Annotated in this window: 22 protein-coding genes and 1 tRNA gene; 17 read left to right on the forward strand and 6 right to left on the reverse strand. The window is 70.2% G+C overall.

Annotation, left to right across the window (positions count from 1 at the left end; translation table 11 throughout):
- Positions 1 to 201: 201 nt before the first annotated feature.
- Positions 202 to 1,797: a phosphoglycerate dehydrogenase gene (gene serA / locus A37W_RS0111920; protein ID WP_018303268.1), complete on the reverse strand. Its 1,596-nt coding sequence runs from the start codon at positions 1,795 to 1,797 to the stop codon at positions 202 to 204.
- 96 nt (positions 1,798 to 1,893) lie between these two features.
- Complete coding sequence (locus tag A37W_RS0111925; protein WP_018303269.1) at positions 1,894 to 3,060, reverse strand: phosphoserine transaminase; 1,167 nt, start codon at positions 3,058 to 3,060, stop codon at positions 1,894 to 1,896.
- A 229-nt stretch (positions 3,061 to 3,289) separates the two neighbouring features.
- Between A37W_RS0111925 and A37W_RS22850 the strand changes: the two genes are divergently transcribed.
- Together A37W_RS22850 and A37W_RS0111935 are read left to right on the forward strand one after the other, a co-directional pair.
- A complete protein-coding gene (locus tag A37W_RS22850; protein WP_018303270.1) occupies positions 3,290 to 3,688 on the forward strand; it encodes a hypothetical protein in 399 nt (132 codons plus the stop codon).
- Positions 3,685 to 4,926: an AAA family ATPase gene (locus A37W_RS0111935; protein WP_018303271.1), complete on the forward strand. Its 1,242-nt coding sequence runs from the start codon at positions 3,685 to 3,687 to the stop codon at positions 4,924 to 4,926. The genes A37W_RS22850 and A37W_RS0111935 overlap by 4 nt, the downstream gene beginning before the upstream one ends.
- A gap of 223 nt (positions 4,927 to 5,149) precedes the next feature.
- Here A37W_RS0111935 and A37W_RS23750 read toward each other — a convergent pair whose 3' ends face one another.
- Complete coding sequence (locus A37W_RS23750; protein WP_156169149.1) at positions 5,150 to 5,647, reverse strand: hypothetical protein; 498 nt, start codon at positions 5,645 to 5,647, stop codon at positions 5,150 to 5,152.
- Between the two features lie 33 nt (positions 5,648 to 5,680).
- Here A37W_RS23750 and A37W_RS0111940 point away from each other — a divergent pair, with 33 nt between their 5' ends.
- From A37W_RS0111940 to A37W_RS0112000, 12 genes are all read left to right on the forward strand, one after another.
- Positions 5,681 to 7,195: a terminase large subunit domain-containing protein gene (locus A37W_RS0111940; RefSeq protein ID WP_018303272.1), complete on the forward strand. Its 1,515-nt coding sequence runs from the start codon at positions 5,681 to 5,683 to the stop codon at positions 7,193 to 7,195.
- Positions 7,192 to 7,506, forward strand: a complete 315-nt coding sequence (locus tag A37W_RS21670; RefSeq protein ID WP_018303273.1) for an HNH endonuclease — start codon at positions 7,192 to 7,194, stop codon at positions 7,504 to 7,506. Before A37W_RS0111940 ends, A37W_RS21670 begins: the two co-directional genes overlap by 4 nt.
- A gap of 11 nt (positions 7,507 to 7,517) precedes the next feature.
- Complete coding sequence (locus A37W_RS0111950) at positions 7,518 to 8,792, forward strand: phage major capsid protein (RefSeq protein WP_018303274.1); 1,275 nt, start codon at positions 7,518 to 7,520, stop codon at positions 8,790 to 8,792.
- Between the two features lie 140 nt (positions 8,793 to 8,932).
- On the forward strand, positions 8,933 to 9,406 hold the full coding sequence (locus tag A37W_RS0111955) for an HK97 family phage prohead protease (RefSeq protein ID WP_018303275.1): 474 nt from the start codon (positions 8,933 to 8,935) through the stop codon (positions 9,404 to 9,406).
- Positions 9,397 to 9,957: a hypothetical protein gene (locus tag A37W_RS0111960; RefSeq protein WP_018303276.1), complete on the forward strand. Its 561-nt coding sequence runs from the start codon at positions 9,397 to 9,399 to the stop codon at positions 9,955 to 9,957. Before A37W_RS0111955 ends, A37W_RS0111960 begins: the two co-directional genes overlap by 10 nt.
- On the forward strand, positions 9,939 to 11,042 hold the full coding sequence (locus A37W_RS0111965) for a phage portal protein (protein ID WP_018303277.1): 1,104 nt from the start codon (positions 9,939 to 9,941) through the stop codon (positions 11,040 to 11,042). The genes A37W_RS0111960 and A37W_RS0111965 overlap by 19 nt, the downstream gene beginning before the upstream one ends.
- Positions 11,042 to 11,329, forward strand: coding sequence for a hypothetical protein (locus A37W_RS0111970; RefSeq protein ID WP_018303278.1), 288 nt, complete (start codon positions 11,042 to 11,044; stop codon positions 11,327 to 11,329). The genes A37W_RS0111965 and A37W_RS0111970 overlap by 1 nt, the downstream gene beginning before the upstream one ends.
- 927 nt (positions 11,330 to 12,256) lie before the next feature.
- Entirely contained in the window at positions 12,257 to 12,586 is a 330-nt protein-coding gene (locus A37W_RS0111980; RefSeq protein ID WP_018303279.1) for a hypothetical protein, read from the forward strand.
- Positions 12,587 to 12,643: 57 nt separating this feature from the next.
- A complete protein-coding gene (locus A37W_RS0111985; protein ID WP_018303280.1) occupies positions 12,644 to 13,147 on the forward strand; it encodes a MerR family transcriptional regulator in 504 nt (167 codons plus the stop codon).
- A gap of 178 nt (positions 13,148 to 13,325) precedes the next feature.
- Positions 13,326 to 14,354, forward strand: coding sequence for a tyrosine-type recombinase/integrase (locus A37W_RS0111990; RefSeq protein ID WP_026198462.1), 1,029 nt, complete (start codon positions 13,326 to 13,328; stop codon positions 14,352 to 14,354).
- A 294-nt stretch (positions 14,355 to 14,648) separates the two neighbouring features.
- Positions 14,649 to 15,524 carry a phosphoserine phosphatase SerB gene (serB, locus tag A37W_RS0111995; RefSeq protein ID WP_018303283.1) on the forward strand — a complete coding sequence of 292 codons (876 nt, stop codon included), beginning with the start codon at positions 14,649 to 14,651 and terminating at the stop codon, positions 15,522 to 15,524.
- Positions 15,521 to 16,312, forward strand: coding sequence for a metallophosphoesterase family protein (locus A37W_RS0112000; protein WP_018303284.1), 792 nt, complete (start codon positions 15,521 to 15,523; stop codon positions 16,310 to 16,312). The genes serB and A37W_RS0112000 overlap by 4 nt, the downstream gene beginning before the upstream one ends.
- A 181-nt stretch (positions 16,313 to 16,493) precedes the next feature.
- Here the strand turns inward: A37W_RS0112000 and efp are convergent, their stop codons facing one another.
- The gene (gene efp / locus A37W_RS0112005; RefSeq protein WP_018303285.1) at positions 16,494 to 17,060 is read right to left on the reverse strand and encodes an elongation factor P; all 567 of its coding nucleotides are present in this window, start codon (positions 17,058 to 17,060) and stop codon (positions 16,494 to 16,496) included.
- A 104-nt stretch (positions 17,061 to 17,164) separates the two neighbouring features.
- On the opposite strand from efp, the gene epmA reads away from it, so the two are divergent.
- Positions 17,165 to 18,193 (forward strand): EF-P lysine aminoacylase EpmA, encoded by a 1,029-nt coding sequence (gene epmA / locus A37W_RS0112010; protein WP_018303286.1) that lies wholly within the window; start codon positions 17,165 to 17,167, stop codon positions 18,191 to 18,193.
- 307 nt (positions 18,194 to 18,500) lie between these two features.
- On the forward strand, positions 18,501 to 18,899 hold the full coding sequence (locus A37W_RS0112015; RefSeq protein WP_018303287.1) for a cupin domain-containing protein: 399 nt from the start codon (positions 18,501 to 18,503) through the stop codon (positions 18,897 to 18,899).
- 48 nt (positions 18,900 to 18,947) lie between these two features.
- Here A37W_RS0112015 and mtaB read toward each other — a convergent pair whose 3' ends face one another.
- Both mtaB and dapF read right to left on the reverse strand, forming a co-directional pair.
- Positions 18,948 to 20,189, reverse strand: a complete 1,242-nt coding sequence (gene mtaB, locus A37W_RS0112020) for a tRNA (N(6)-L-threonylcarbamoyladenosine(37)-C(2))-methylthiotransferase MtaB (protein ID WP_018303288.1) — start codon at positions 20,187 to 20,189, stop codon at positions 18,948 to 18,950.
- A 19-nt stretch (positions 20,190 to 20,208) separates the two neighbouring features.
- A complete protein-coding gene (gene dapF, locus A37W_RS0112025; RefSeq protein ID WP_018303289.1) occupies positions 20,209 to 21,021 on the reverse strand; it encodes a diaminopimelate epimerase in 813 nt (270 codons plus the stop codon).
- A gap of 95 nt (positions 21,022 to 21,116) precedes the next feature.
- Between dapF and A37W_RS0112030 the strand changes: the two genes are divergently transcribed.
- A tRNA-Lys gene (locus A37W_RS0112030) sits at positions 21,117 to 21,192 on the forward strand.
- The last annotated feature ends 7 nt before the right edge of the window (positions 21,193 to 21,199 follow it).

Genomic DNA, 21,199 nt, shown 5'->3' on the forward strand with positions numbered 1-21,199 from the left:
CCGGGGCGGACTTCGCCGCCTATCGGACGATTCCGCCCCGCCCGCGCCACCGATCGCGACGTGCCCCCGTCGCAAACGAGGAAGGGCCGCGCGGTGGCGGCCCCTCGGCCGGATCGTGCCCCAGGGCGCGGGCCGGACGCCGTGCCCCGAGCGCGGCCCGCCCACGATGTCTGCGCGGACATCGTGGGCAGCGAGCCGGCCTCAGACCATGTCGAAGGACAGCGTCTTGACCTGCCCGAACATGCCCGTCGCCTTGAGCTTGTCGATCACCGGCGCCGGCACCGGGTCGTCGATGTAGAGCAGCGCGATTGCCTCGCCGTTCCGGGCGTTCCGGCCCAGCGTGAAGTTCGCGATGTTGATGCCGTTCTCGCCCATCGTGACGCCGAGCGTGCCGATGATGCCCGGGACGTCCTCGTTCGTGGTGTACAGCATGTGCTGGCCGATCTCGGCGTCGATGTTGATGCCCTTGATCTGGATGAACCGCGGCTTGCCGTCGCTGAACACCGTGCCCGCGATCGACCTCTCGCGCTTCTCCGTCTTCACCGTGACCTTGATGTAGGCCTCGAACGCGCCCGACTGCTCCTGCCGGGTGGTGGAGATCTGGATCCCCTGGTCCCGGGCGATGACGGGGGCGGAGACCATGTTCACGTCCGGGTTCCGCCGCCGCATGATGCCGGCGATCACGGCGCAGTTCAGCGCGCCGAGGTTCATCGTCGCGACCTCGCCGTCGTACAGGACGTTGATCGCCTTGATCGGCTCGTCCGTCATCTGGCCGATGAAGTTGCCCAGGTGTCCCGCCAGCTTCACCCACGGGCCCATCACCTTGGCCTCCTCGGCGGTGACCGAGGGCATGTTCAGCGCGTTCTGCACCGCCCCGGTCAGCAGGTAGTCCGACATCTGCTCGGCCACCTGAAGGGCGACGTTCTCCTGCGCCTCGGTCGTGGCGGCGCCGAGGTGCGGGGTCACGACGACGTTCGGCAGGTTGAAGAGCGGGCTGGCGGTGGCGGGCTCCTCGGCGAACACGTCGAAGGCGGCGCCGGCGACGCGGCCGTCCTTCAGCGCGTCGGCCAGCGCCGCCTCGTCCACCAGCCCGCCGCGGGCGCAGTTGACGATGCGCACGCCCGGCTTGAGCTTGGCGATGTTCTCGGCGCTCAGGATGTTGCGGGTCTGGTCGGTCAGCGGGACGTGCAGGGTGATGAAGTCCGACCGCTTCAACAGGTCGTCCAGCTCCACCTTCTCGACCCCGATCTCGGTCGCGCGTTCCTCGGACAGGAACGGATCGTAGGCGATCACCTTCATCCGCAGGCCGAGGGCGCGGTCGATGACGATGGAGCCGATGTTGCCGGCGCCGATGACGCCGAGGGTCTTGTGCGTCAGCTCCACCCCCATGAAGCGGGACTTCTCCCACTTGCCGGCGTGGGTGGAGGTCGACGCCTCGGGGATCTGCCGGGCGACGGCGAACATCATCGCGATGGCGTGCTCGGCCGTGGTGATGGAGTTTCCGAAGGGCGTGTTCATCACGATGATGCCCTTCTTCGACGCGGCCGGAATGTCGACGTTGTCGACGCCGATGCCGGCGCGGCCGATCACCTTGAGGTTGGTCGCCTCGGCGATGACCTTCTCGGTGACCTTGGTGGCGGAGCGGATGGCGAGGCCGTCATAGTCACCGATGACGGCGAGGAGCGCGTCCTTGTCCTTGCCGAGCTCGGGGCGGAAGTCGACCTCGACGCCGCGGTCGCGGAAGATCTGCACGGCGGCGTCAGAGAGCTTGTCGGAAATGAGAACCCTGGGGGCCATGTGGTCAGTCCTTCGAAGGGAGAGCGAAGGAAATTCGACGAATTTCCTTCTGTGTCCGGGCCAAATTTCTAGAAATTTGGCCCTGAAATCAGGTTGTCAGGCTGCGGCCGCCTGCGCCGCGATCTCGGCGTGGAACGCCCAGTCCAACCACGGCAGCATCGCCTCGATGTCCGCCGTCTCGACCGTCGCGCCGCACCAGATGCGCAGGCCTGGCGGCGCGTCGCGGTAGGCGCCGACGTCGAGCGCGATGCCCTCCGCCTCCAGCCGCTTGGCGACCGCCTTGGCGAAGGCCGCGCCGTCGGCGATGCGCGGGTCGGTGAAGCGCAGGCAGACGCTGGTGTTCGACCGCGTGGCCGGATCCTCGGCGAGGTTGGCGATCCAGTCGCGGGCGTCGCAGAAGTCCCAGATCGCGCGGGCGTTGGCGTCGGCGCGGGCGATCAGCGCCGGCAGGCCGCCGATCGACTGGCCCCAGTCCAGCGCGAACAGGTAGTCCTCGACGCACAGCATCGAAGGCGTGTTGATCGTCTCGCCCCTGAAGATGCCGTCGATAAGCTTGCCGCCCTTGGTGAGGCGGAAGATCTTGGGCAGCGGCCAGGCGGGGGTGTAGCTTTCCAGCCGCTCGACGGCGCGGGGGGAGAGGACGATCATCCCGTGCGCCGCCTCGCCGCCCATCACCTTCTGCCAGGAGAAGGTGACGACATCGAGCTTGTCCCACGGCAGGTCCTGCGCGAAGGCGGCCGAGGTCGCGTCGCAGATCGTGAGGCCAGCGCGGTCCGCCGGGATCGCGTCGCCGTTCGGGACGCGGACGCCCGAGGTGGTGCCGTTCCAGGTGAAGACGACGTCGGTGTCCCAGTCCACGGCGGCGAGGTCGACGATCCGGCCGTACTCGGCGGTCGTCACCTGCGCGTCCAGCTTGAGCTGCTTCACCACGTCGGTGACCCAGCCCGCGCCGAAGCTCTCCCACGCCAGCATCGTCGCGGGGCGGGCGCCGAGCAGCGACCACATCGCCATCTCGACCGCGCCGGTGTCCGAGGCCGGCACGATGCCGACGCGGTAACCCTCGGGCACGCCGAGCATCTCGGCCGTCAGGTCGATGGCGCGCTTCAGCCGCTCCTTGCCGATGCCGGCGCGGTGCGACCGGCCGAGCGGGGCGGAGGCGAGCGCCTCGGGCGTCCAGGTGGGGGGCTTGGCGCAGGGGCCGGAGGAGAAGCGCGGATTCACGGGTTTCGTGGCCGGCCGCGCGGCCGGGATGTCGGTGACCATCTCTGATACCCTCACAGATATACGCCCCTCGTTGGGGAGGGGTGTCCCGCCGCCGGGACTACGCCGCCCCCAGCATTTCCGCAATATCCGCCGATGCCTTCCTTGCAGGTGCCTGCGTCGAAATGCGGGACGAAGCGGGAACGGAAGTTTCCTATCGGCACAAATCTGACACAGCCGGTTCGCGCGATGTTCCCCGGCCTATTATCACCCTTCACTGGGGGGTGGCGGCATGAACGCGCCGCGGTCCTTCTCTGCCCTGGCCAAGCGTGAACACGTCCGCGCCTCCCGGATGCTGGGCTTCGCCCTCACGACGCACGACTTCGACGGCTGGGACGCCTTCGCCCTGGTCTGCGCCGCCCGGCTGACGGCGAGCGAGCGGGCGGCGATGGCCTGGGCCTCGCTGCGCAGCCTCGACCCTGACGACGCGATGGCGGTGGTGATGACCGCCCTGCCGGCGGCCGGTGCCCCGATGCCCCCTTGGACGGACCCGCTTGAGGATGCGGAGTGGTGGACGAGCCGGGCCTCGCCGGACGAGCTGCGGGCCTACCTCGCCGCGATCTTCAACGCGCTGCCCCGGATGGACCGCGAGGACTTCCTTGCCTTCGCGCAGGGGAGGGACGCGGCGTGAACGTCTACACCGACTTTCAGCGCCGCCTCGACCGCCGCCGGACCGGCCCGGCGGATGGTGCGCGGCGCATCCACAACGGCTGGCAAGAGCAGTACGACGGCACGGACGGCACCTGGTTTGGGATCGGGCCGAGCGACGACTCGGACGAGGCGTTTCTCGCCGCTGGCGCCCCGGACCCGAACGCCCGGACGTCGGCTTTCTACTCGGCCGCCGCGCTCAAGGGGAAGGCGGTCCCGCCCCGGCAATGGCTGGTGCACGACCTGGTGCCGCAGAAGACCGTGACGCTGTTCAGCGGCGACGGCGGGACCGGCAAGAGCCTGCTGGCCCTGCAACTGGCGGTGGCGGTGGCGGCGCAGACGGGATGGATCGGCAACGCCGTGACCGCGGGCCGGGCGATCTACCTCTCGGCCGAAGACGACGACGACGAGCTGCACCGCCGCCTGGACGATATCTTGCGCGCCGAGGGCCGCAGCTATGACGACGTGTCGGGCCTCACCCTCCGGTCACTGGCGGGGGAAAGCGCCCTGCTGGCGATGGAGACGCAGATCGAGCTGATCGCGTCCGAGCTGTTCAAGGAGCTGGACGCGCAGGCGGCCGAGGAGGCCCCGGCGCTGATCGTGATCGACACGCTCGCCGACGTGTATCCCGCGAACGAGAACGACCGCGCCAAGGTCCGTCAGTTCGTCGGCATCCTCCGGGGGCTGGCGATCAAGCGGCGGTGCGCGGTGATGCTGCTGGGGCATCCGTCCCTCACCGGCATGGCGTCGGGCACGGGGGCGTCAGGTTCGACCGCCTGGAACAACAGCGTCCGGTCCCGCCTGTACCTCTCCCGCATCGCCGATGACGGCTATGAGCCCGACCCCGACGCCCGCGTCCTGCGGACGATGAAGGCGAACTACGGGCGGGTCGGCGGCGAGATCAACGTCCGGTGGGAAGCCGGCGCCTTCCGGGCGCAGGAACAGCCGCAAGGCCTCGACAAGATGGCGGCCGGCGCGAAGGCCGAGCGGGTGTTCCTGGCGCTCCTGGACGAGATGACGGCGCAGGGCCGGCGGGTGAACGCGGCAGGCGGCACGACCTACGCCCCCAAGGTGTTCGCCGCTCACCCCGACGCCGAGGGCATCTCCAAGCGGGCTTTCGGGGCGGCGATGGAGACGCTGTTCAGCCGCGGGATCATCCGCAAGGCCGAGGATGGCCCGGCCTCCCGGCGCGTGTCCTTCATCGCGAGGGCCGACCAGTGAACGCCTTCAACCCCCCTTCATCCCCCCCCTTCACCCCCGGTTCGCAAGTGCCTTCATCCCCCTATTCATCCCCCCTTCAACCCCCTAGCCACACACACCCCCATACCCCCTACGGGCTGCGCGCCCCTTCGAGGCGGCGCGCGCCCGTTCAGATTGGTCCCAATGCCCGGCGCTGCGGGTGGGGGGGCTTCGGGGGGCGCGGTCTTCCTCTCTCGCTCACAACTCAAAGGTCCACCTTGAGCAACCTCGCCGCGGCCTCCATTTGCACCGCCGCCTTCTCAAAGACTCGTCGGGCGATCGTCCATCCAGCTGTGTCGAACGCAAGATGCGTTTCGTTCGTATCGGATGCTACAAAGGAAAGGTTTCCATCTATTGCATCGATGGCAGCGAGAGCACTTAAGACCTCAGTTAAAGATGTAGTGTTGACGTACCCCATTTCCGACATCATCGATAATGTCACGGTTCTCCGAGACCTTGCGCGATATGCGAGTTCATCGGCTTTAGGACCGTCCATACCACTCGTTCTTCGAAAGTACTCCGCAGCGTTCATCAACTCTGCCTTGACTGCTTCGGTGGTGGCCCTCCGTTTCGAGGCAAGGAGGTTCTCGTCTCTTTTCCTCGCCAAATACCCATTCAAAAGTTGGGCCGCTATAACTCCGCTAAATCCAATTAGTCCGACAATTGCAGTCTGGAATTGCATTATAAAGCCCAACCAGTCCATTTCTTGCCCCTCTCGTTGTTGCGAGGCAGAAGGATGAAACCTTCCAATTCCGCCAAGCGGTTCATTGCCTCCCTAAAGGTGCCGACCGGCCCCTCGGCTGGCAAGCCGCTCAATCTGGCCCCGTTTCAGAAGCGGTTCATCGACGGCGCGCTCGCCGACGGGGTGAACGTGGGCGTCCTGTCGGTCGGCCGGGGCAACGGCAAGTCGGCCCTGTCCGGCGGCGTGGCGCTGGCGGCGCTTCTCGGCGAGATCGACGCGCAGCCCCGCCGGGAAGTCCTCTTGGCCGCGAACTCGCGGGATCAGGCGCGTGTGGTCTTCGACTACATCGTCGGCCTGGCCGACAGCCTGCCGGACGAGGTGCGGGGGCGCCTGACGCTCCGCAAGTCGCCGCGGCTGGAGATCGAGCTGGAGGACGAGACGGGGCCGCATCTGATCCGCGCGATCGCGGCGGACGGGCGGACCATCCTCGGCACCTCGCCGACGCTGGCGATCCTGGACGAGCGCGGGCACTGGCCGGCGGACAAGGGGGATGCGCTGGAACACGCGCTGCTGTCCGGCCTCGGCAAGCGGGGCGGGCGGGCGCTGATCATCTCGACCTCGGCCGCCTCGGACGCGCACCCGTTCAGCGTCTGGCTGGACGAGGACGCGCCCGGCGTCTACCGGCAGGAACACCGCCCCCCGCCCGGCCTGCCGGCCGATGACCTCGCCAGCATCCGGGAAGCGAACCCCGGCGCGGCCTATGGCATCGGCGCCTCTCTGGAGTGGCTGGAGGGGCAGGCGCGCCGGGCGATCAAGCGCGGCGGAAGCACCCTGACGAGCTTCCGCCTCTACAACCGCAATGAGCGCGTCTCGGCCGAAAACCGGGACGTGCTGCTGACGGTGGACGAGTGGCTCGCCTGCGAAGCAGGCGACGTGCCGGCGCGCACCGGATCGGTGGTGGTCGGGATCGACCTCGGCGGCTCCGCATCAATGACGGCGGCGGCGTTGTACTGGCCCGAGTCGGGCCGCCTGGAGGTGCGGGGCTGGTTCCCGTCGCAGCCGGGCCTACTCGACCGCGGGCAGGCCGATGGCGTCGGCGCCCGGTATGTCGAGATGGGCGAGCGCGGCGAGCTGACGACGCTGGGCGCGGCGACGGTGCCGGTGGCGCCGTGGCTGGCCGAGGTGATGCGCCATATCGAGGGCGAACCCGTCTCGGCCCTGATCGCGGACCGCTTCAAGCAAGCCGAACTCGGCGAGGCGATGGACCGGGCGGGCGTAAGGTGCCCGATCATCTGGCGCGGCATGGGCTTCAAGGACGGCGGCGAGGACGTGGACCGCTTCCGTCGCGCCGCCTTCGACGGGCAGGTGATCACGGCGCCGTCGCTGCTGCTGCGCTCGGCGATGGCCGATGCCGTCGTCCTGCGCGACCCCGCGAACAACATGAAGCTCGCGAAGGCGCGCAGCCTCGGCCGGATCGACGCGGCGGCGGCGGCGGTCCTGGCGGTGGCCGAGGGCGCCCGGATCACCGCGCGCGGCGAGCGCAAGGCCGGGAGGGTGTTCTGGGCATGAACCTCCGCAAGCAATACGCGGCGCACTCGCGCCGGATTACGCGCCAGCCCCGGTGGAAGGCGCTCCGCGAGGCGGTGAAGGATCGCGACGGCTGGGCATGCGTCCTGTGCGGCGCCCGGACCCGCCTGGAGGTGGATCACGTGAAGCCGGTCCGCGACTGGCCGGAACTCGCCTGGGACATGGGCAACCTGCAGACGCTTTGCTGCCGCTGCCATTCCCGAAAAACCCGCGTCGAAATCGGCCTCGGCCGTGAGAACCCCGCCCGCGAGGCGTGGAAGAAGCTGGCCCGTTCGGGCCTCAACGAGCAGTGAAAGGAAATCCCATGCTCGACTCTGTGAAGATCAGCCGGCGGCAGTCGGAAATCCGCCAGACCCTCTCGGGGCTGGTGGCGAAAGAGGCGCCCTCCGAGGACGAGACGCGCCAGATGGACGAACTCGACCGCGAGTATCGTTCCAACGAGACCCGGTTCCGGGCGGCCCTGGTGGCCGAGGACACTGAACGCCGCGAGGCGGGCGCCGAGCTGGAGACTCGCGCGGATCGCGAGTGGGCGCAGATGGTCGCCGGTTTCGAGCTGCGGCAGGTGGCGCTCCACCTGGACGAGGGCCGGGCGATGACCGGACGGACGGCCGAGATCGTGACGGAGCTGCGCGAGTCCGGCGGCTACCGCGGCGTCCCGGTGCCGTGGGAGGCGCTGGAACAGCGGGCCGGCGAGACCGTCTCGACCGGCACGCCCGACCCGATCGAGACTCGGCCGATCATCGACCGCCTGTTTCCCGACAGCGTGGCGGCCCGCATGGGCGCGCAGATGGTCAGCATCGACCACGGCGAGGTGGAGTGGCCGGTGGTGACGCAGGGCGCGACCGTCGCCTGGCAGTCGTCGGAGACGGGCAGCACGGGCGCCGCGCAGGCGTTCCAGACGACCGACCGCGCACTGGCGCCGGATCACACCCTCGGCTGCCAGATGAAGATCACGCGGAAGGCGTTGAAGCAGTCCGGCGCGGCCCTGGAGGCGGCGGTGCGGCGGGACATGAACTCGGCAATCTCGGTGGAGATGGATCGCGTCGTGTTCCTCGGCTCCGGTGCCTCCGGCGAGCCGCTGGGCGTGATCGCGGGCGCCGCGACCTACGGCATCAGCTCGACCGCGATCGGCGCGGCCGGCACCTGGGCGGCCTTCCGGGCGGCGGTGGTGCGGTTCATGACCGCGAGCGCGTCGAACGGCCCCGGCGGCGTCCGGGCGCTGATCCGGCCCGAGATGTGGGACGCCTTCGACGGCGCCTATGTCACCGGCACCGCGATCACGGAATGGGACCGGCTGCTCAAGTCGATCCCGGCCGGCAACATCGCCATGTCGCACAACGCCCTCGCCGATCCGGCGGGCGACCCGCTGGCGGTGTCGTCGCTGCTGACGACCTCGGCCGGCGGCGTGCCCCCGATCTTCGTCGGGAAATGGGGCGCCGTGGATCTGATCCGCGACCCCTACACCGACGCGCAGTCGGGTGGGCTGCGGATCACGGCGCTGGCCACGATGGACGTGACCGTAGCGCGGCCCGCGCAACTGGAGCTGCTGACCGGAATCCAGATCGAGGCGGCGGAGTGATGCTGACGGGCGCCCCCTTCGGAGGCGAACTTGAACTGCGGGCGGGGCGCGGAAAAGCGCGCCGCTTGCGGGGCACGTTCCCTTACAATCGGCGTGCGGTCTTGTCCGATGGCGGCAAGGCCGGGCGCCCGCGCAAAGAGGTGATCGCCCCCCGTGCGTTCGCCTACCGGATCGACCGACCTGACGAGGATATCCACGTCCTGGTCGGGCACTCCTACGACCGGCCCCTCGCCTCGCGCGGGGCCGGCACCCTCGACATTCGCGACAGCGCCGAGGCGGTCACGTTCGACGCCGAGATAGTGCCGGAGGTGGTCGACACGCCCTATGGGGCCGATTTCCTCGGCGCCTTCGCGGCGGGGCTGATCCGCGGCGTATCGCCCGGCTTCCGCATCCCGCCGCCGGTCACGGTGCCGGACGCCGAGAAGGTGGAGGAAGAGGACCCGTCCGAGGGCCGCGCGCTGATCCGCACCATCTTCGCGGCGCTGCTGTACGAACTGAGCTTCGTCACGGTCGCGGCCTACCGCGAGGCGCAGGCGGAGGAACGGTCCTGGGAACTCACGCCGAAGGGAGTGGCGGTCCCGAGGCGCTATTCGGGGGCGGCAAGATGGCGGTGACGGTGGAACAGGTGGAGGCGATCCCGGACGAGTATCCGGACGCCCCGGCGGGCCTCTCGGCGAAGGCGGCGGCCCTCGACCCGGCGCCGCTCTGGCAGCGGATCGAGGCGTGGACCTCCGTTCGCTGGACGGCCCGCGAGGTGGTGTGGACGGTGGAGGGCGAAGGCGCCTGGACGGTGCCGCTGGCGCCCGCGACCGTGACCTCGGCCGAGGTGTGGGAAAGCGGTGCCTGGTCATCGCTGACCCTCACGGCCGGCCCCTACGGCTTCGAGATGGCCGGCGACGGCCCCTATCGCATCACGGCGACCGTGGGCGGGGGCGATCCCGACGTGCCGGCGGCGGTCCTGGAGGCGTTCCGGCGGCTGGCGGAGTATTCGGCCGAGATCGGGGTCTATGACCTGACGCACGGCCGGGCCGGCGCGGCGGGCGTGGATACTGCGATCGGCGGCTCGCTCAAGATCGGATTCGAGCGCACCGCGACCTGGGCGGCGCGGGCGATGGTGAACAGCGGCGCGGCGGACCTGCTGCGCCCGTGGCGGAGGGCCGCGTGATGGGCTTCATGGACTTGTTCCGGCGGAAAGAGCCGGTGGAGGCGCGTTCCTCCGGTGCCGGCTACACCGCCGCGATCATGGCGGCGCGCGAGGCGTATATCAGCGGATCGTCCGGACTGGCCGAGCTGACCGGCACCGTCCAGACGTGCGTGAGCCTCTGGGAAGGCGCCTTCGCCCTCGCCGATGTGGACGGGGCACCGATGCTGACTCGCGCCACGATGGCCCGCACGGCGCGGGCGCTGGCGCTACGCGGCGAGGCGGTGTGGCTGATCGACGGCGACCGTGTGGTGCCGGTGTCCGATTGGGACATCTCGACCCGCGACGGCGAGCCGCGGGCCTACCGCCTGTCGGTGCCGGACGCGGGCGGCGGGACGCGCCGGACGGCGCTGGCGGCCGAGGTGCTGCACTTCCGCGGATCGGTCGACATCTCGGCGCCGTGGGCGGGGTCCGCGCCGCTGCGGCGGGCCCGGCTGACGGCGAGCCTGCTGCACGCCCTGGAGACGGCGCTGGGGGAGGTGTACGACACCGCCCCCCTCGGCTCGCAGATCGTGCCGTTCCCCGAGACGGACGCGCCGCAGATGGAGCGGCTGACGCGTTCGTTCCGCGGCTCGCGCGGCCGGGTGCTGGTGCGGGAGAGCGTGAACGTCTCGGCCGCGGGCGGGCCGACGCCGACAGTGGACTGGCAACCCCGCGACCTGTCGCCGGACCTGTCCAAGAGCATGACGCGGGAGAGCCTGGAGGCGGCGCAGGCCGGCGTCCTGGCGGCGTTCGGAGTGCTGCCGGCGATGCTGACCGACAAGGCGCAGGGGCCGCTTATCCGCGAGGCGCAGAGGCACCTGGCGACGTGGGTGTTGCAGCCGATGGCGGAGCTGCTGGCGGAGGAAGCGTCCGGCAAGCTGGGCGGCCCCGTGGCGATCGACGTTCACCGGCCGTTGCAGAGCTTCGACGCGGGCGGATCGGCACGCGCGGCGGCGGGCATGATCCAGGCGCTCGCGCAGGCCAAGGACGCCGGCCTCGGGCCGGCGGCGGTGGCGGCGGTGTTCGGCGCGCTGGACTGGTCGGAAGCCTTGAAGGGGCCGGACTGATGGGCGGTTTCAAGATCCTCAGCATGACGCTGCATCGTGATCCGCACATCACGGCTACAGGCATCGCCTGTGTCGCCGCCCTCGACGTGCAGATCGGCCCCGTGGCGCTTCTGGACTGCACCCTGGCCCGCTACGACTCGGGCGACTTCGACCTCTGGCCGCCGCGGGCGCGGTCGTCGCGCAAGACCAGCGCGATCACGATCGAGAAGGGGGCGAGGAAGGAGATCAGGGAGGCGGCGGTGGCCGCCTACCGGGCGCTGGGCGGGGACGTGATGGCGGAGGGGTAGTTACTGAGGGCGCTGAGGCTGCCGCTACTCTAACCTGCTAGGGATTGAAGAATCTGTTGACCCGTCGCACGCGGATTAGCGGCGCAAGTAGCGCGAAACCGTTCTAGCGTAGTGCTTCTATTTGTGTGTAGACCACCAATCGCGCGATCATATCCAATCAGATAGCCCCAAGTCATACCTTGTAACGCGATATCGGTTGCGTCAGTCCACGAGCCGTCAATGATATAGATCACTTCGCCGCACGGCCGGGTTGCATACAACAGACTTGCACGATGGTTGGAGTAATCAGCTTGGATAGGACCGGCGGACAACAGCGCCGCGATAACGAGAAAAATCCGCATTGCATATCTCCGCCGTGCTGTGTCGCCCAAGTTTGGAATGCTCGATTGCCTCTCGTCAAGACGAGTCCACCCGTCTACGCGCGTAGACGGGTCCACCGCCGGGCCGCATATGTTACCGGGTGCCGCCCGGAGGGCTTGACCTGGCCGAGCAATCTGCGGAAATATGTCCGTGGGCGTGAGAACCCGGACCGAGATAGACAGACATCGTTGGCGCGATCCCTGTCGAACGACGCGAGCATTGGCGTGCGCGCGACCACGGCCACCATAGGCCGGGGCTGCGGCGCCATACAAGACCCTCGCGGGGAAATCGTCGCGCCTGTCTCTCGGCAGGTTCTCACCGCCCCGGCGCCCGTCCGCCACGGGCATCGGCCGTGAGAAGCCGCAACCGAGAGACCGACCCCATGAACACGATGACCAAGACGCGGCACGTCCTGTCCGACGCCGACCGCGCCGAAATCCGCGATAACCTGCGCCTCGCCCTGGACTAGATCGAGACGGGCGCCCTCGACTTCATCAGCCTGCGGCAGGCGGTGCGCTGCCAGCGGGCGGCGCTCAAGGTGGCGCATCGCGCGATGGAGGCGGCCCGATGAACCGCCGCGAGCTGATCCTCGGCGCCGCCGCCGTTCCCTTCGTGCCGCCCTTCGACGGCGCCCCGGCGCTGGCCGGCACCCTTCCTCCAGCTGAGGCGGCGATCGTCGCTCATGTCCGGCAGATCGGGCACATCCTGCGGGAGACGGCGCCCGGTCATGTCCGGGGCTTCTCGTTCGCCACGGGCGAGGACGGCTTGCCGGACCCGGCGACGGTCTGGGCAACGTGCCACGTCGGCGAGTGGCAGGGCGGGCTGTGGGGGCATTTGCAGCACATTCGCCCTGCGGTGCGGCCGGGCTGGCGGCGGAGTGAGCGCGCAGGGGCTTGACCGGGAAACGTATCTCCCGCATAAGGAGCGGGAAACACATTTCCCGGAGTGCCCGTGATGGACTTTCTCGCCCACAACATGCCGGCCGGTGAGTTTTCCGAACTCACCGGCATTCCCGTCGATACACTGCGCGACTGGCGCAAGCGCGGAATCGGGGCCTCTATCTGCCAGCCCCATCCCAACGGCAACGGACGCTGGGTCTACTCGCAACAGGGCGGAATGATCGTCCATCTTGCGCAACGCCTCGTCGCGATCGGCTGGGAATGGAAGCTGGCGATGGACCTCGCTTACTTCGCCGCGGCCCACCTGACGGGCAAGGCGCTCTATGGATCGACGCCGAACGCCGGCGGCTACGGCGACCGCTACATCGTCTTCGCGCGCGCAAGCGACGGCGCCTCCAAGCTGTTCAGCGGCCCCGACGCATCGCGGGCGCTCGAAGCGTGGGCGGGAGACCTCGATTTCCCGATGGTTGAGGTGATCGACCTCGACGCGATCATGGCCGAACTGCCCGCTCGCTTTCGCAAGGGGCTCGACACCCTGAAAGAAGTCTTCGCCAACTGATGACCCGCCCCGCCCTCCTGCCCGAGACGACGACGCCGGAAGACCTGGCGGCACACCTCGGGGTGGCGGTGCGGACGTTGAAAGACCGCGCGAAGGAAATCGGCGCCTATCGGAAGATCGGCGCGACGTGGTTCTTTCTGCCCGAAGACGTGGCGGCCATTATGGAGGCATCGCGCCCATGTCCCTCACGCTCTACCGACGCGGCGAAATCTGGCACTACCGCGGGACCGTCGCTGGAAGGCGACTACGGCGATCTACGGGCACGGCTGACCGCGAAAGGGCGGAGCGGATCGCGGCGGAAGCCGAAGCCCGGGAATGGCGCCGTCATCTCGATGGACCGGGCGCGGGGCTGACGATGGCGCAAGCGTTCCTCGCCTACCTCGACGCCGGCAAGCCCGACCGCTTCCTCGGACCCATCGCCGACCATTTCAGGGACACGCCCGTCCGGCACGTCACGGGCGAGGTGATCCGGCAGGCGGCCCGAAAGCTCTACCCCGGCGCCAACCCGGCGACCTGGAACCGGCAGGTGATCAAGCCGGCGCAGGCCGCGATCAACCACGCGGCCGAACTGGGCCTCTGCCCCCGGATCAGTGTGAAGCGCTTCCCGGAGACGCCGGAAGAGAAGACGCCGGCCGACCTCGCATGGATCAACGACTTCGCTTCGCAGGCGACGGCCGACCGGCTTCCGCAGCTCGCCGCACTCGCCCTGTTCATGTTCGGCACGGGCGCCCGCGTCGGGGAAGCCTGCGCGCTCACCTGGGCCGACGTGGACCTCTCCGAGGCGACGGCGACGATCCGCATGGCGAAGCCGACCCCGTGGGTCCGGACCGCGCACCTTCCGCCCCGTGTCGTCGCCGCGCTGGCGAACCTGCCGACGAACCGGAACCCGGCAGACCTGGTGTTCGGCTATGCCGGCCGAGGCAGCGTGACGAAGGTGTGGAACAACGTCTCGGCGCGGGCGAAGATCGCGGCCCTGACCCCGCACTGCTGTCGGCACGGCTTCGCGACGACGATGCTCCGGGCCGGCTTTGACGTGAAGACGGTGGCCAAGCGGGGCGGGTGGAAGGACGCGGCGACGGTGCTGCGGATCTACGCTCACGCCCTTGAAGACGCGACCGTCACCGACCGCCTGTTTGACACAGAACCGGCACACAAGTCCGGCGCAAAATCCGCAAGCACCGAAAAACGCAAAGGAAATCGAGCATGAGCACCGTCCCTCGTTGGGGAGGGGTGTCCCGCCGCACGGCTTATTGCGGCGGCGGGGGGCCGGCAATCGGGATTCGGGGGGCGGAGGTGCGGTTTCGCGCGGGACCGGGGCGCGGGTGTCGCCTATCGGAAACTTCAGCGCGTCGTCGTGAGGTCGCTGGGGGCGCTGCCCCCGCCGCGGCATGCGCCGCGACTCCCCCGGAGGTATTTGGAGCAAGATAGGAGCAATGGGGCGGGCTTGCCTTCGGCGGCGGGAGGGGTTTCACAAGGGGCACCCGGCCGGGAGCGCGCATCCATGTTCACCGTCACCCTTCTGACCTCGCCCGAGGAGCGGGCGCTGAGCGGCGCTCTGGTGGAGTCGCTGCGCAACGCCTGGGGCGGGGGCGAGGTGCGGTGGCTGTCGGTGGACGAGGTGGCCGAGTTCGACGTGCCCGCGCGGCCGGGGAACGAGGCGGAAGTCCGGGCCGACCTGCAGCCGGGCGGGACCGACCTGATCGTCCAGCCGGCGGCGGGTCGGCGAAGGCGGATGCTGCTGGCCGACATGGACAGCACGATGATCCGGCAGGAATGCATCGACGAACTCGCCGCAGAGGCGGGCGTCGGCGAGCGCGTCGCCGAGATCACCGCACGGGCGATGAACGGCGAGCTCGACTTCGAGGGCGCGCTCTTGGAGCGGGTGGCGCTGCTGAAGGGGCTGGACGAGGCGGTCATCCACCACGTGCTGGAGCACCGGATCACCTACATGCCGGGCGGGTTCGAGCTGGTGGCCACGATGAAGGCGGCGGGCGCGCACACGGTGCTGGTTTCGGGCGGGTTCACCGCCTTCGCCTCGCGGGTGGCGGCGGCGCTGGGATTCCATGAGCATCGGGCGAACGTGCTGCTGGCCGAAGGCGGGCGGCTGACCGGCGACGTGGCGCGGCCGATCCTCGGGCGCGAGGCCAAGGTGGCGGCGCTGGAGGAGGTGACGGCGCGGCTGGGGATCGATGCCGCGGACGTGCTGGCGGTCGGCGACGGGGCGAACGACCTCGGGATGCTGGGGCGCGCCGGGACGGGCGTGGCGCTGCACGCCAAGCCCGCGGTGCAGGCGCAGGCGCGGATCGTCGTGAACCACGGCGACCTCTCGGCGCTTCTGTTCCTGCAGGGCTATGCCAGATCGGAGTTCGTGACGTGACCCTCTACGCCGTCGGCGACATCCACGGGCAGCTGGGGCAGCTGGAGCTGGCGCTCGCGCGGATCGAGGCGGACGGCGGGCCGGACGCGCGGGTGGTGTTCGTCGGCGACTACACCGACCGCGGGCCGGACTCGCGCGGGGTGCTCGACCTGCTGGTCGAGGGGCTGACGGCGGGCCGGAACTGGGTGGCGATCAAGGGCAACCACGACCGGATGTTCCAGCGGTTCCTCGAGATGGGCGAGGTGCACGACGACCGGATCGCGTCCGGCAAGGGCTGGCTGCACCGGGCGCTGGGCGGGCAGCGGACGCTAGCCTCCTACGCCGACCCGGAGGCCGCGTCGTTTGCGCATCCTGCGAACGGCGGGATCGAGACGCTGCTGTCCTACGACGTCGAGATCGACGGCGGCGACCGGCTGGAACGGGTCGCCGAGGCGGCGCGCGCGGCGGTGCCGGACGCGCACCTGCGCTTCCTGCAGGAGCGGCCCCTGATGCACCGGGAGGGCGAGTTGCTCTTTGTCCATGCGGGCGTGCGGCCGGGGGTGGCGCTGGACGCGCAGGACGAGGACGACCTGCTGTGGATCCGCGATCCGTTCCTCATGGACGAGCGCGATCACGGGCCGCTGATCGTCCACGGGCACACCGCGCTGGATGCGCCGGAGGCCTATCCGAACCGCGTCAACATCGACGGCGGGGCCGGCTACGGGCGGGAGCTGGTACCTGTGGCGTTCGAGGGGCGGGAGGCGTTCGCGCTGACGGCGGCGGAGCGGGAGCGGTTGCGGCCGGCGTGAGGGGGGCGACACGGGTTGCGCAGGGCGCAGCGGTGGGTTTCACCCACCCTACCCAGGCGCTCCCGGCCCGGGCCTGACCCGGGGCCCCGAACCGGGAGGGGGACCGCGTGCGGCGCGAGGCCCCGGCCCGGGGGCCGGGGCGGGTGGTCCTGAGGCGTTCCGGGCGGACCCCCGACCAGCGTCAGTCCTTCGCCCGCTCCACGTACGAGTTGTCCTCGGTGTTGATGACGATCCGGGTGCCGACGCCGATGTGCGGCGGGACCATCACCCGCAGGCCGTTGTCCACCATCGCCGGCTTGTAGGACGAGGACGCGGTCTGGCCCTTCACCACCGGCTCGGTCTCGGTGATCTCGACCGTCATCTTCTGCGGCAGCTCGATCGAGATCGCGACGCCGTTGTGGGTGGCGAGGTGCACCAGCATGCCGTCCTGCAGGTAGACCTTGGCGTCGCCGATGACGTCGGGATGGACCGCGACCTGCTCGTAGCTCTCGGGCTCCATGAAGTGGTAGCCCTCGCCGTCCTCGTAGAGGAACTGGTACTGCTTCTCCTCGACGTGGGCCCGCTCCACCTGCTCGGTCGTCTTCCAGCGCTCGGAGACCTTCGTGCCGTCCGAGATGCGGCGCATGTCGACCTGGGTCACGGGCGTGCCCTTGCCGGGGTGGAAGTTCTGGGCGGTGAGGACGACGTACAGCTTGTCGTCGATTTCCAGCACGTTGCCCTTGCGGACCTGCGAGGCGATGACTTTCACGGCGCGGCGTTCCTTGTCCTGGATCGGGGCGCGCGGTAGGGCGCGCGGGAATGGGTCGGGCGTCCGCCTACCCGAAATCCGGCGGCTTCGCCAGAGGGGGCCATATGGGCGACACGCCCTGGTGGGACGAGGGACGGCACGCCGACCGACGGCCGCTCCTGCTGGCGCGGAACCGCATCGTGGCGGCGGTCCGGGACTGGTTCGCGGCCGAGGGATTCACCGAGGTGGAGCCGGCCGGGCTCGCCGTCTCGCCGGGGAACGAGGCGCACCTGCACGCCTTCCAAACCCTGGCGCTGGACGACGCGGGGGGCGCCGCGGCGCGGTACCTGCACACCTCTCCCGAGTTTGCGATGAAGAAGCTGCTGGCGGCGGGCGAGACGCGGATCTTCGCGCTGTCGAAGGTCTGGCGCAACCGCGAGCGGGGGCCGCTGCACGCGTCGGAATTCACCATGCTGGAATGGTACCGCGCCGGCGCGCCGTACGAGGCGCTGATGGAGGATTGCGCCGCGATCCTGTCCCGCGCGGCGGAGGCGGCGGGGAGCGGCGTGCTGCGCTGGCGGAGCGCGGAATGCGATCCGTTCGCGGCGCCCGAGCGGGTGGCGCTGCACGAGGCGCTGGCGGCGGCGACGGGGATCGACCTCCTCGCCACGATCCGGGACGACGGGACGACGGACCGGGACGCGCTGGCCGCCGCGGCGGGGCCGATGGCGGCGGCGGACGACGACTGGTCGGACATCCTGTCCAAGCTGCTGGTCGCCCATGTCGAGCCGCGCCTCGGGCACGGGCGGGCGACGGTGCTCGACCGCTATCCGGCGGCGGAGGCCGCGCTGGCGCGGCGGGTCCCCGGCGATCCGCGACTGGCGGAGCGGTTCGAGCTATATGCCTGCGGCGTCGAGCTGGCGAACGGCTTCGGCGAGCTGACCGACCCGGCCGAGCAGCGGGCCCGGTTCGAGGCCGAGATGGACCTCAAGGCCGCCCGCTACGGCGAGCGCTATCCGCTGGACGAGGACTTCCTCGCCGCCCTCTCCGCGATGCCTCCGGCGAGCGGCATCGCGCTGGGGTTCGACCGGCTGGTCACGCTGGCGACCGGGGCGCCCGGCGTCGAGGCGGTCATGTGGACCCCGCCCGCCTGAGTGGCAGCGTCGCGCGGGCGGAGTCCGGTCGCCGCGTATTTGAGTGACATGCAATGGGGCAGTTCACGCGCTGTTAACCAAGGTGCGGCGCCCTGGTCCCGCGGTACAGGCTGGCGAGCCGATGACCGCGACGTGCAACGGAGCCCCGTCGCCGATAGCGGGCCGACCCCGTGAGGCGGCGGCGGGGTGCGAGAGTCCTGTCCATTGCATGTCCGACAAATACGCCGGCCGGACGTCGGTCACGAGCGCTCCGTCGGGACTTCGCCGGGCCGTCGGTCGTGGTATTCTGCCTCCCAGAGGTGCCGCCATGCCCGACTGCCGCAAGATCCGCCCTGATTCGGCCTACGACGGGAAGCAGGGCTTCTCCTATTTCGCCGGGATCGCGCGCGAGACGGTGGGGGCGCAGGGGATCTGTATGCACCTCCTCACCATCCCGCCGGGCGGGCGGGCGAAGGCGCACAAGCACGCGACCCACGAGACCGCCATCTACGTGCTGGAGGGGCGGGCGCGGATGTACTGGGGCGAGCGGCTGCAGCACGTGATGGAGACGGAGGCGGGCGATCTGGTCTACATCCCCGCCGACGTGCCGCACCTGCCGATCAATTCATCGGGCGAGACGGTGCGCGCCGTCGTCGCCCGGACCGATCCGCACGAGCAGGAGAGCGTGGTCCTGTTGCCGGAGCTCGAGGCGCTGGTGCGTCCATAGGGTGGGTGGACCCCACCACTGCCGGACGGCCGGTGGGTTGCACCCACCCTACGCAAGCAGGCGCTGTCCGTCCGTCGCGGAGACCGTCGCCTCCACGATCTGCCCCTCCGGCTGATCCGCCGCGAAATCCACCTCGGCGAACTGCTCGGTCCGGCCCATGCGCGGGCTCTCCATCAGCACCCGGTGCGGGCGGCCGACCTGCTCCGCCAGGTGCCGCGCCGCCGCCGCCTCGCCGGCGGCGCGAAGGCGCGCGGCGCGGGTCTTGATCGCGCGGCCGTCGACCTGCGGCATCCGGGCGGCCGGGGTGCCGGGGCGGGGCGAGTAGGGGAAGACGTGCAGCCAGGTGAGGTCGCACGCCTCGACCATGCGGAGCGAGTTCTCGAACGCCGCCTCGGTCTCGGTCGGGAAGCCCGCGATGATGTCGGCGCCGAAGGCGATGTCGGGGCGGCGGCGGCGGGCCTCCTGCACGAAGTTCACGGCGTCCTCCGACAGGTGCCGGCGCTTCATCCGCTTCAGGATCAGGTCGTCGCCGTGCTGCAGCGACAGGTGCAGGTGCGGCATGAGGCGCGGCTCGGCCAGCGCGTCCATCAGCGCCGGGTCGGCCTCGATGGAGTCGATGGAGGACAGGCGCAGGCGCGGCAGGTCGGGCACCAGTCTCAGGATGCGCTGCACCAGGTCTCCCAGCGGCGGGCGGCCGGGGAGGTCGGCGCCCCAGGAGGTGAGGTCGACGCCGGTCAAGACGACCTCGTTGTACCCCGCCGCCACCAGCCGGCCGATCTGCTGCACCACGACCCCGGCGGGGACCGAGCGCGAGTTGCCGCGGCCGTAGGGAATGATGCAGAAGGTGCAGCGGTGGTCGCAGCCGTTCTGGATCTGCACGTAGGCGCGGGAGCGGGAGCCGAAGCCGTCGATCAGGTGGCCGGCCGTCTCGGTCACTGACATGATGTCGTCGACTTGCACCCGTTCCGTCCCGCCCGCGGCGAGGCCGGCCCAGGCGGCGGGGTCCATCTTCTCGGCGTTGCCGAGGACGCGGTCGACCTCGGGCATGGCGGCGAAGGTCTGCGGTTCGATCTGCGCGGCGCAGCCGGTGACAACGAGCGTCGCGTCCGGGTGGGCGCGGCGCAGGCGGCGGATCTCCTGCCGGGCCTTGCGCACCGCCTCGGCGGTGACGGCGCAGGTGTTGACGACGACGGTGCCGTGGGCGCCGGCCTCGGCGGCGAGCGCCTTCATCGCCTCGGATTCGTAGGCGTTGAGGCGGCAGCCGAGGGTGGCGAAGATCGGGGCGGCCATGTCCTTCATCGGGGCGCCGTCAGCCATGCCAGACCCCGTCGAACACGTGCGCCACCGGGCCGGTCATCCAGACGCCGTCATCGCGCCAGTCCACGACCAGCTCGCCGCCATCCAGCACGATCTCCACCCGACGGCCGGTCAGCCCGCGCCGGTGCGCCGCGACCGCGACCGCGCAGGAGGACGAGCCGGAGGCGAGGGTGATCCCGGTCCCCCGTTCCCACACCCGCATCCGCAGCCGGTCGGGGGCGATCCGAGACGCGAACTGTACGTTGGTGCGCTGCGGAAACAGCGGGTCATGCTCCCACTTCGGCCCGAGGCGCATCAGGTCCACCGCGTCGGCGTCGTCCACGAAGAAGGTGCAGTGCGGGTTGCCCATGCCCGTCGCCACCGGCGCGCCCTCCAGCGGCAGGGACAGCGTGTCGGCCTCGTGCGCCAGCGGGATGTCGCGCCAGCAGGTCTGCGGCGCGCCCATGTTGACCGAGGTCATTCCGTCGGCCTCTCGCCGGGCCGACAGCGTTCCCCGCTCGGTCAGCAGCGTCAGCGCGCCCGTCCCCCGCCGCGCCATCTCCCACGCCGCGATGCACCGGGTGGCGTTGCCGCAGGCGGCGGACAGCGATCCGTCGGCGTTCCAGAAGGTCAGGCTCAGCGCCTCGCCCTCCGCCTCGATCCGCGCCAGCTGGTCGAAGCCGACGCCCCGGTGCCGATCCGCCATCGCCCGCGCCAGCGCGGCGTCCACCGTCCGGCCGCCGCTCCGGGCGTCGATCACGACGAAGTCGTTGCCGAGGCCGTGCATCTTCATGAACGGCAGGCCGGGGGGCGCGGATGTTTCCATGGGCCGGGCCTCTACACCGAACGCCCTCCCGTTTCCAGTAGGCGCCGGTTTGGGTCTTGACCCCCTCCGGCGCCCCGACTAAGTGCCTCCCCCGTGGGCCGTTAGCTCAGTTGGTAGAGCAACTGACTTTTAATCAGTAGGTCGCTGGTTCGAACCCAGCACGGCTCACCACTTTTCC

Source organism: Wenxinia marina DSM 24838, from assembly GCF_000379485.1.
Lineage (GTDB): Bacteria > Pseudomonadota > Alphaproteobacteria > Rhodobacterales > Rhodobacteraceae > Wenxinia > Wenxinia marina.

What these genes read in the sequence shown, in the direction of transcription:
- A37W_RS0111970 (WP_018303278.1), top strand. Translation starts at nt 11,042, where the DNA reads ATGGGCGGTTTCAAGATCCTCAGCATGACGCTGCATCGTGATCCGCAC.
- A37W_RS0111990 (WP_026198462.1), top strand. Translation starts at nt 13,326, where the DNA reads ATGTCCCTCACGCTCTACCGACGCGGCGAAATCTGGCACTACCGCGGG.
- A37W_RS0111940 (WP_018303272.1), top strand. Translation starts at nt 5,681, where the DNA reads ATGAAACCTTCCAATTCCGCCAAGCGGTTCATTGCCTCCCTAAAGGTG.
- dapF (WP_018303289.1), bottom strand. Translation starts at nt 21,021, where the DNA reads ATGGAAACATCCGCGCCCCCCGGCCTGCCGTTCATGAAGATGCACGGC.
- A37W_RS22850 (WP_018303270.1), top strand. Translation starts at nt 3,290, where the DNA reads ATGAACGCGCCGCGGTCCTTCTCTGCCCTGGCCAAGCGTGAACACGTC.
- A37W_RS0111925 (WP_018303269.1), bottom strand. Translation starts at nt 3,060, where the DNA reads ATGGTCACCGACATCCCGGCCGCGCGGCCGGCCACGAAACCCGTGAAT.
- mtaB (WP_018303288.1), bottom strand. Translation starts at nt 20,189, where the DNA reads ATGGCCGCCCCGATCTTCGCCACCCTCGGCTGCCGCCTCAACGCCTAC.
- A37W_RS23750 (WP_156169149.1), bottom strand. Translation starts at nt 5,647, where the DNA reads ATGGACTGGTTGGGCTTTATAATGCAATTCCAGACTGCAATTGTCGGA.
- A37W_RS0111950 (WP_018303274.1), top strand. Translation starts at nt 7,518, where the DNA reads ATGCTCGACTCTGTGAAGATCAGCCGGCGGCAGTCGGAAATCCGCCAG.
- A37W_RS0112015 (WP_018303287.1), top strand. Translation starts at nt 18,501, where the DNA reads ATGCCCGACTGCCGCAAGATCCGCCCTGATTCGGCCTACGACGGGAAG.
- A37W_RS0111960 (WP_018303276.1), top strand. Translation starts at nt 9,397, where the DNA reads ATGGCGGTGACGGTGGAACAGGTGGAGGCGATCCCGGACGAGTATCCG.
- A37W_RS0111985 (WP_018303280.1), top strand. Translation starts at nt 12,644, where the DNA reads ATGGACTTTCTCGCCCACAACATGCCGGCCGGTGAGTTTTCCGAACTC.
- A37W_RS21670 (WP_018303273.1), top strand. Translation starts at nt 7,192, where the DNA reads ATGAACCTCCGCAAGCAATACGCGGCGCACTCGCGCCGGATTACGCGC.
- A37W_RS0111980 (WP_018303279.1), top strand. Translation starts at nt 12,257, where the DNA reads ATGAACCGCCGCGAGCTGATCCTCGGCGCCGCCGCCGTTCCCTTCGTG.
- epmA (WP_018303286.1), top strand. Translation starts at nt 17,165, where the DNA reads ATGGGCGACACGCCCTGGTGGGACGAGGGACGGCACGCCGACCGACGG.
- serB (WP_018303283.1), top strand. Translation starts at nt 14,649, where the DNA reads ATGTTCACCGTCACCCTTCTGACCTCGCCCGAGGAGCGGGCGCTGAGC.
- serA (WP_018303268.1), bottom strand. Translation starts at nt 1,797, where the DNA reads ATGGCCCCCAGGGTTCTCATTTCCGACAAGCTCTCTGACGCCGCCGTG.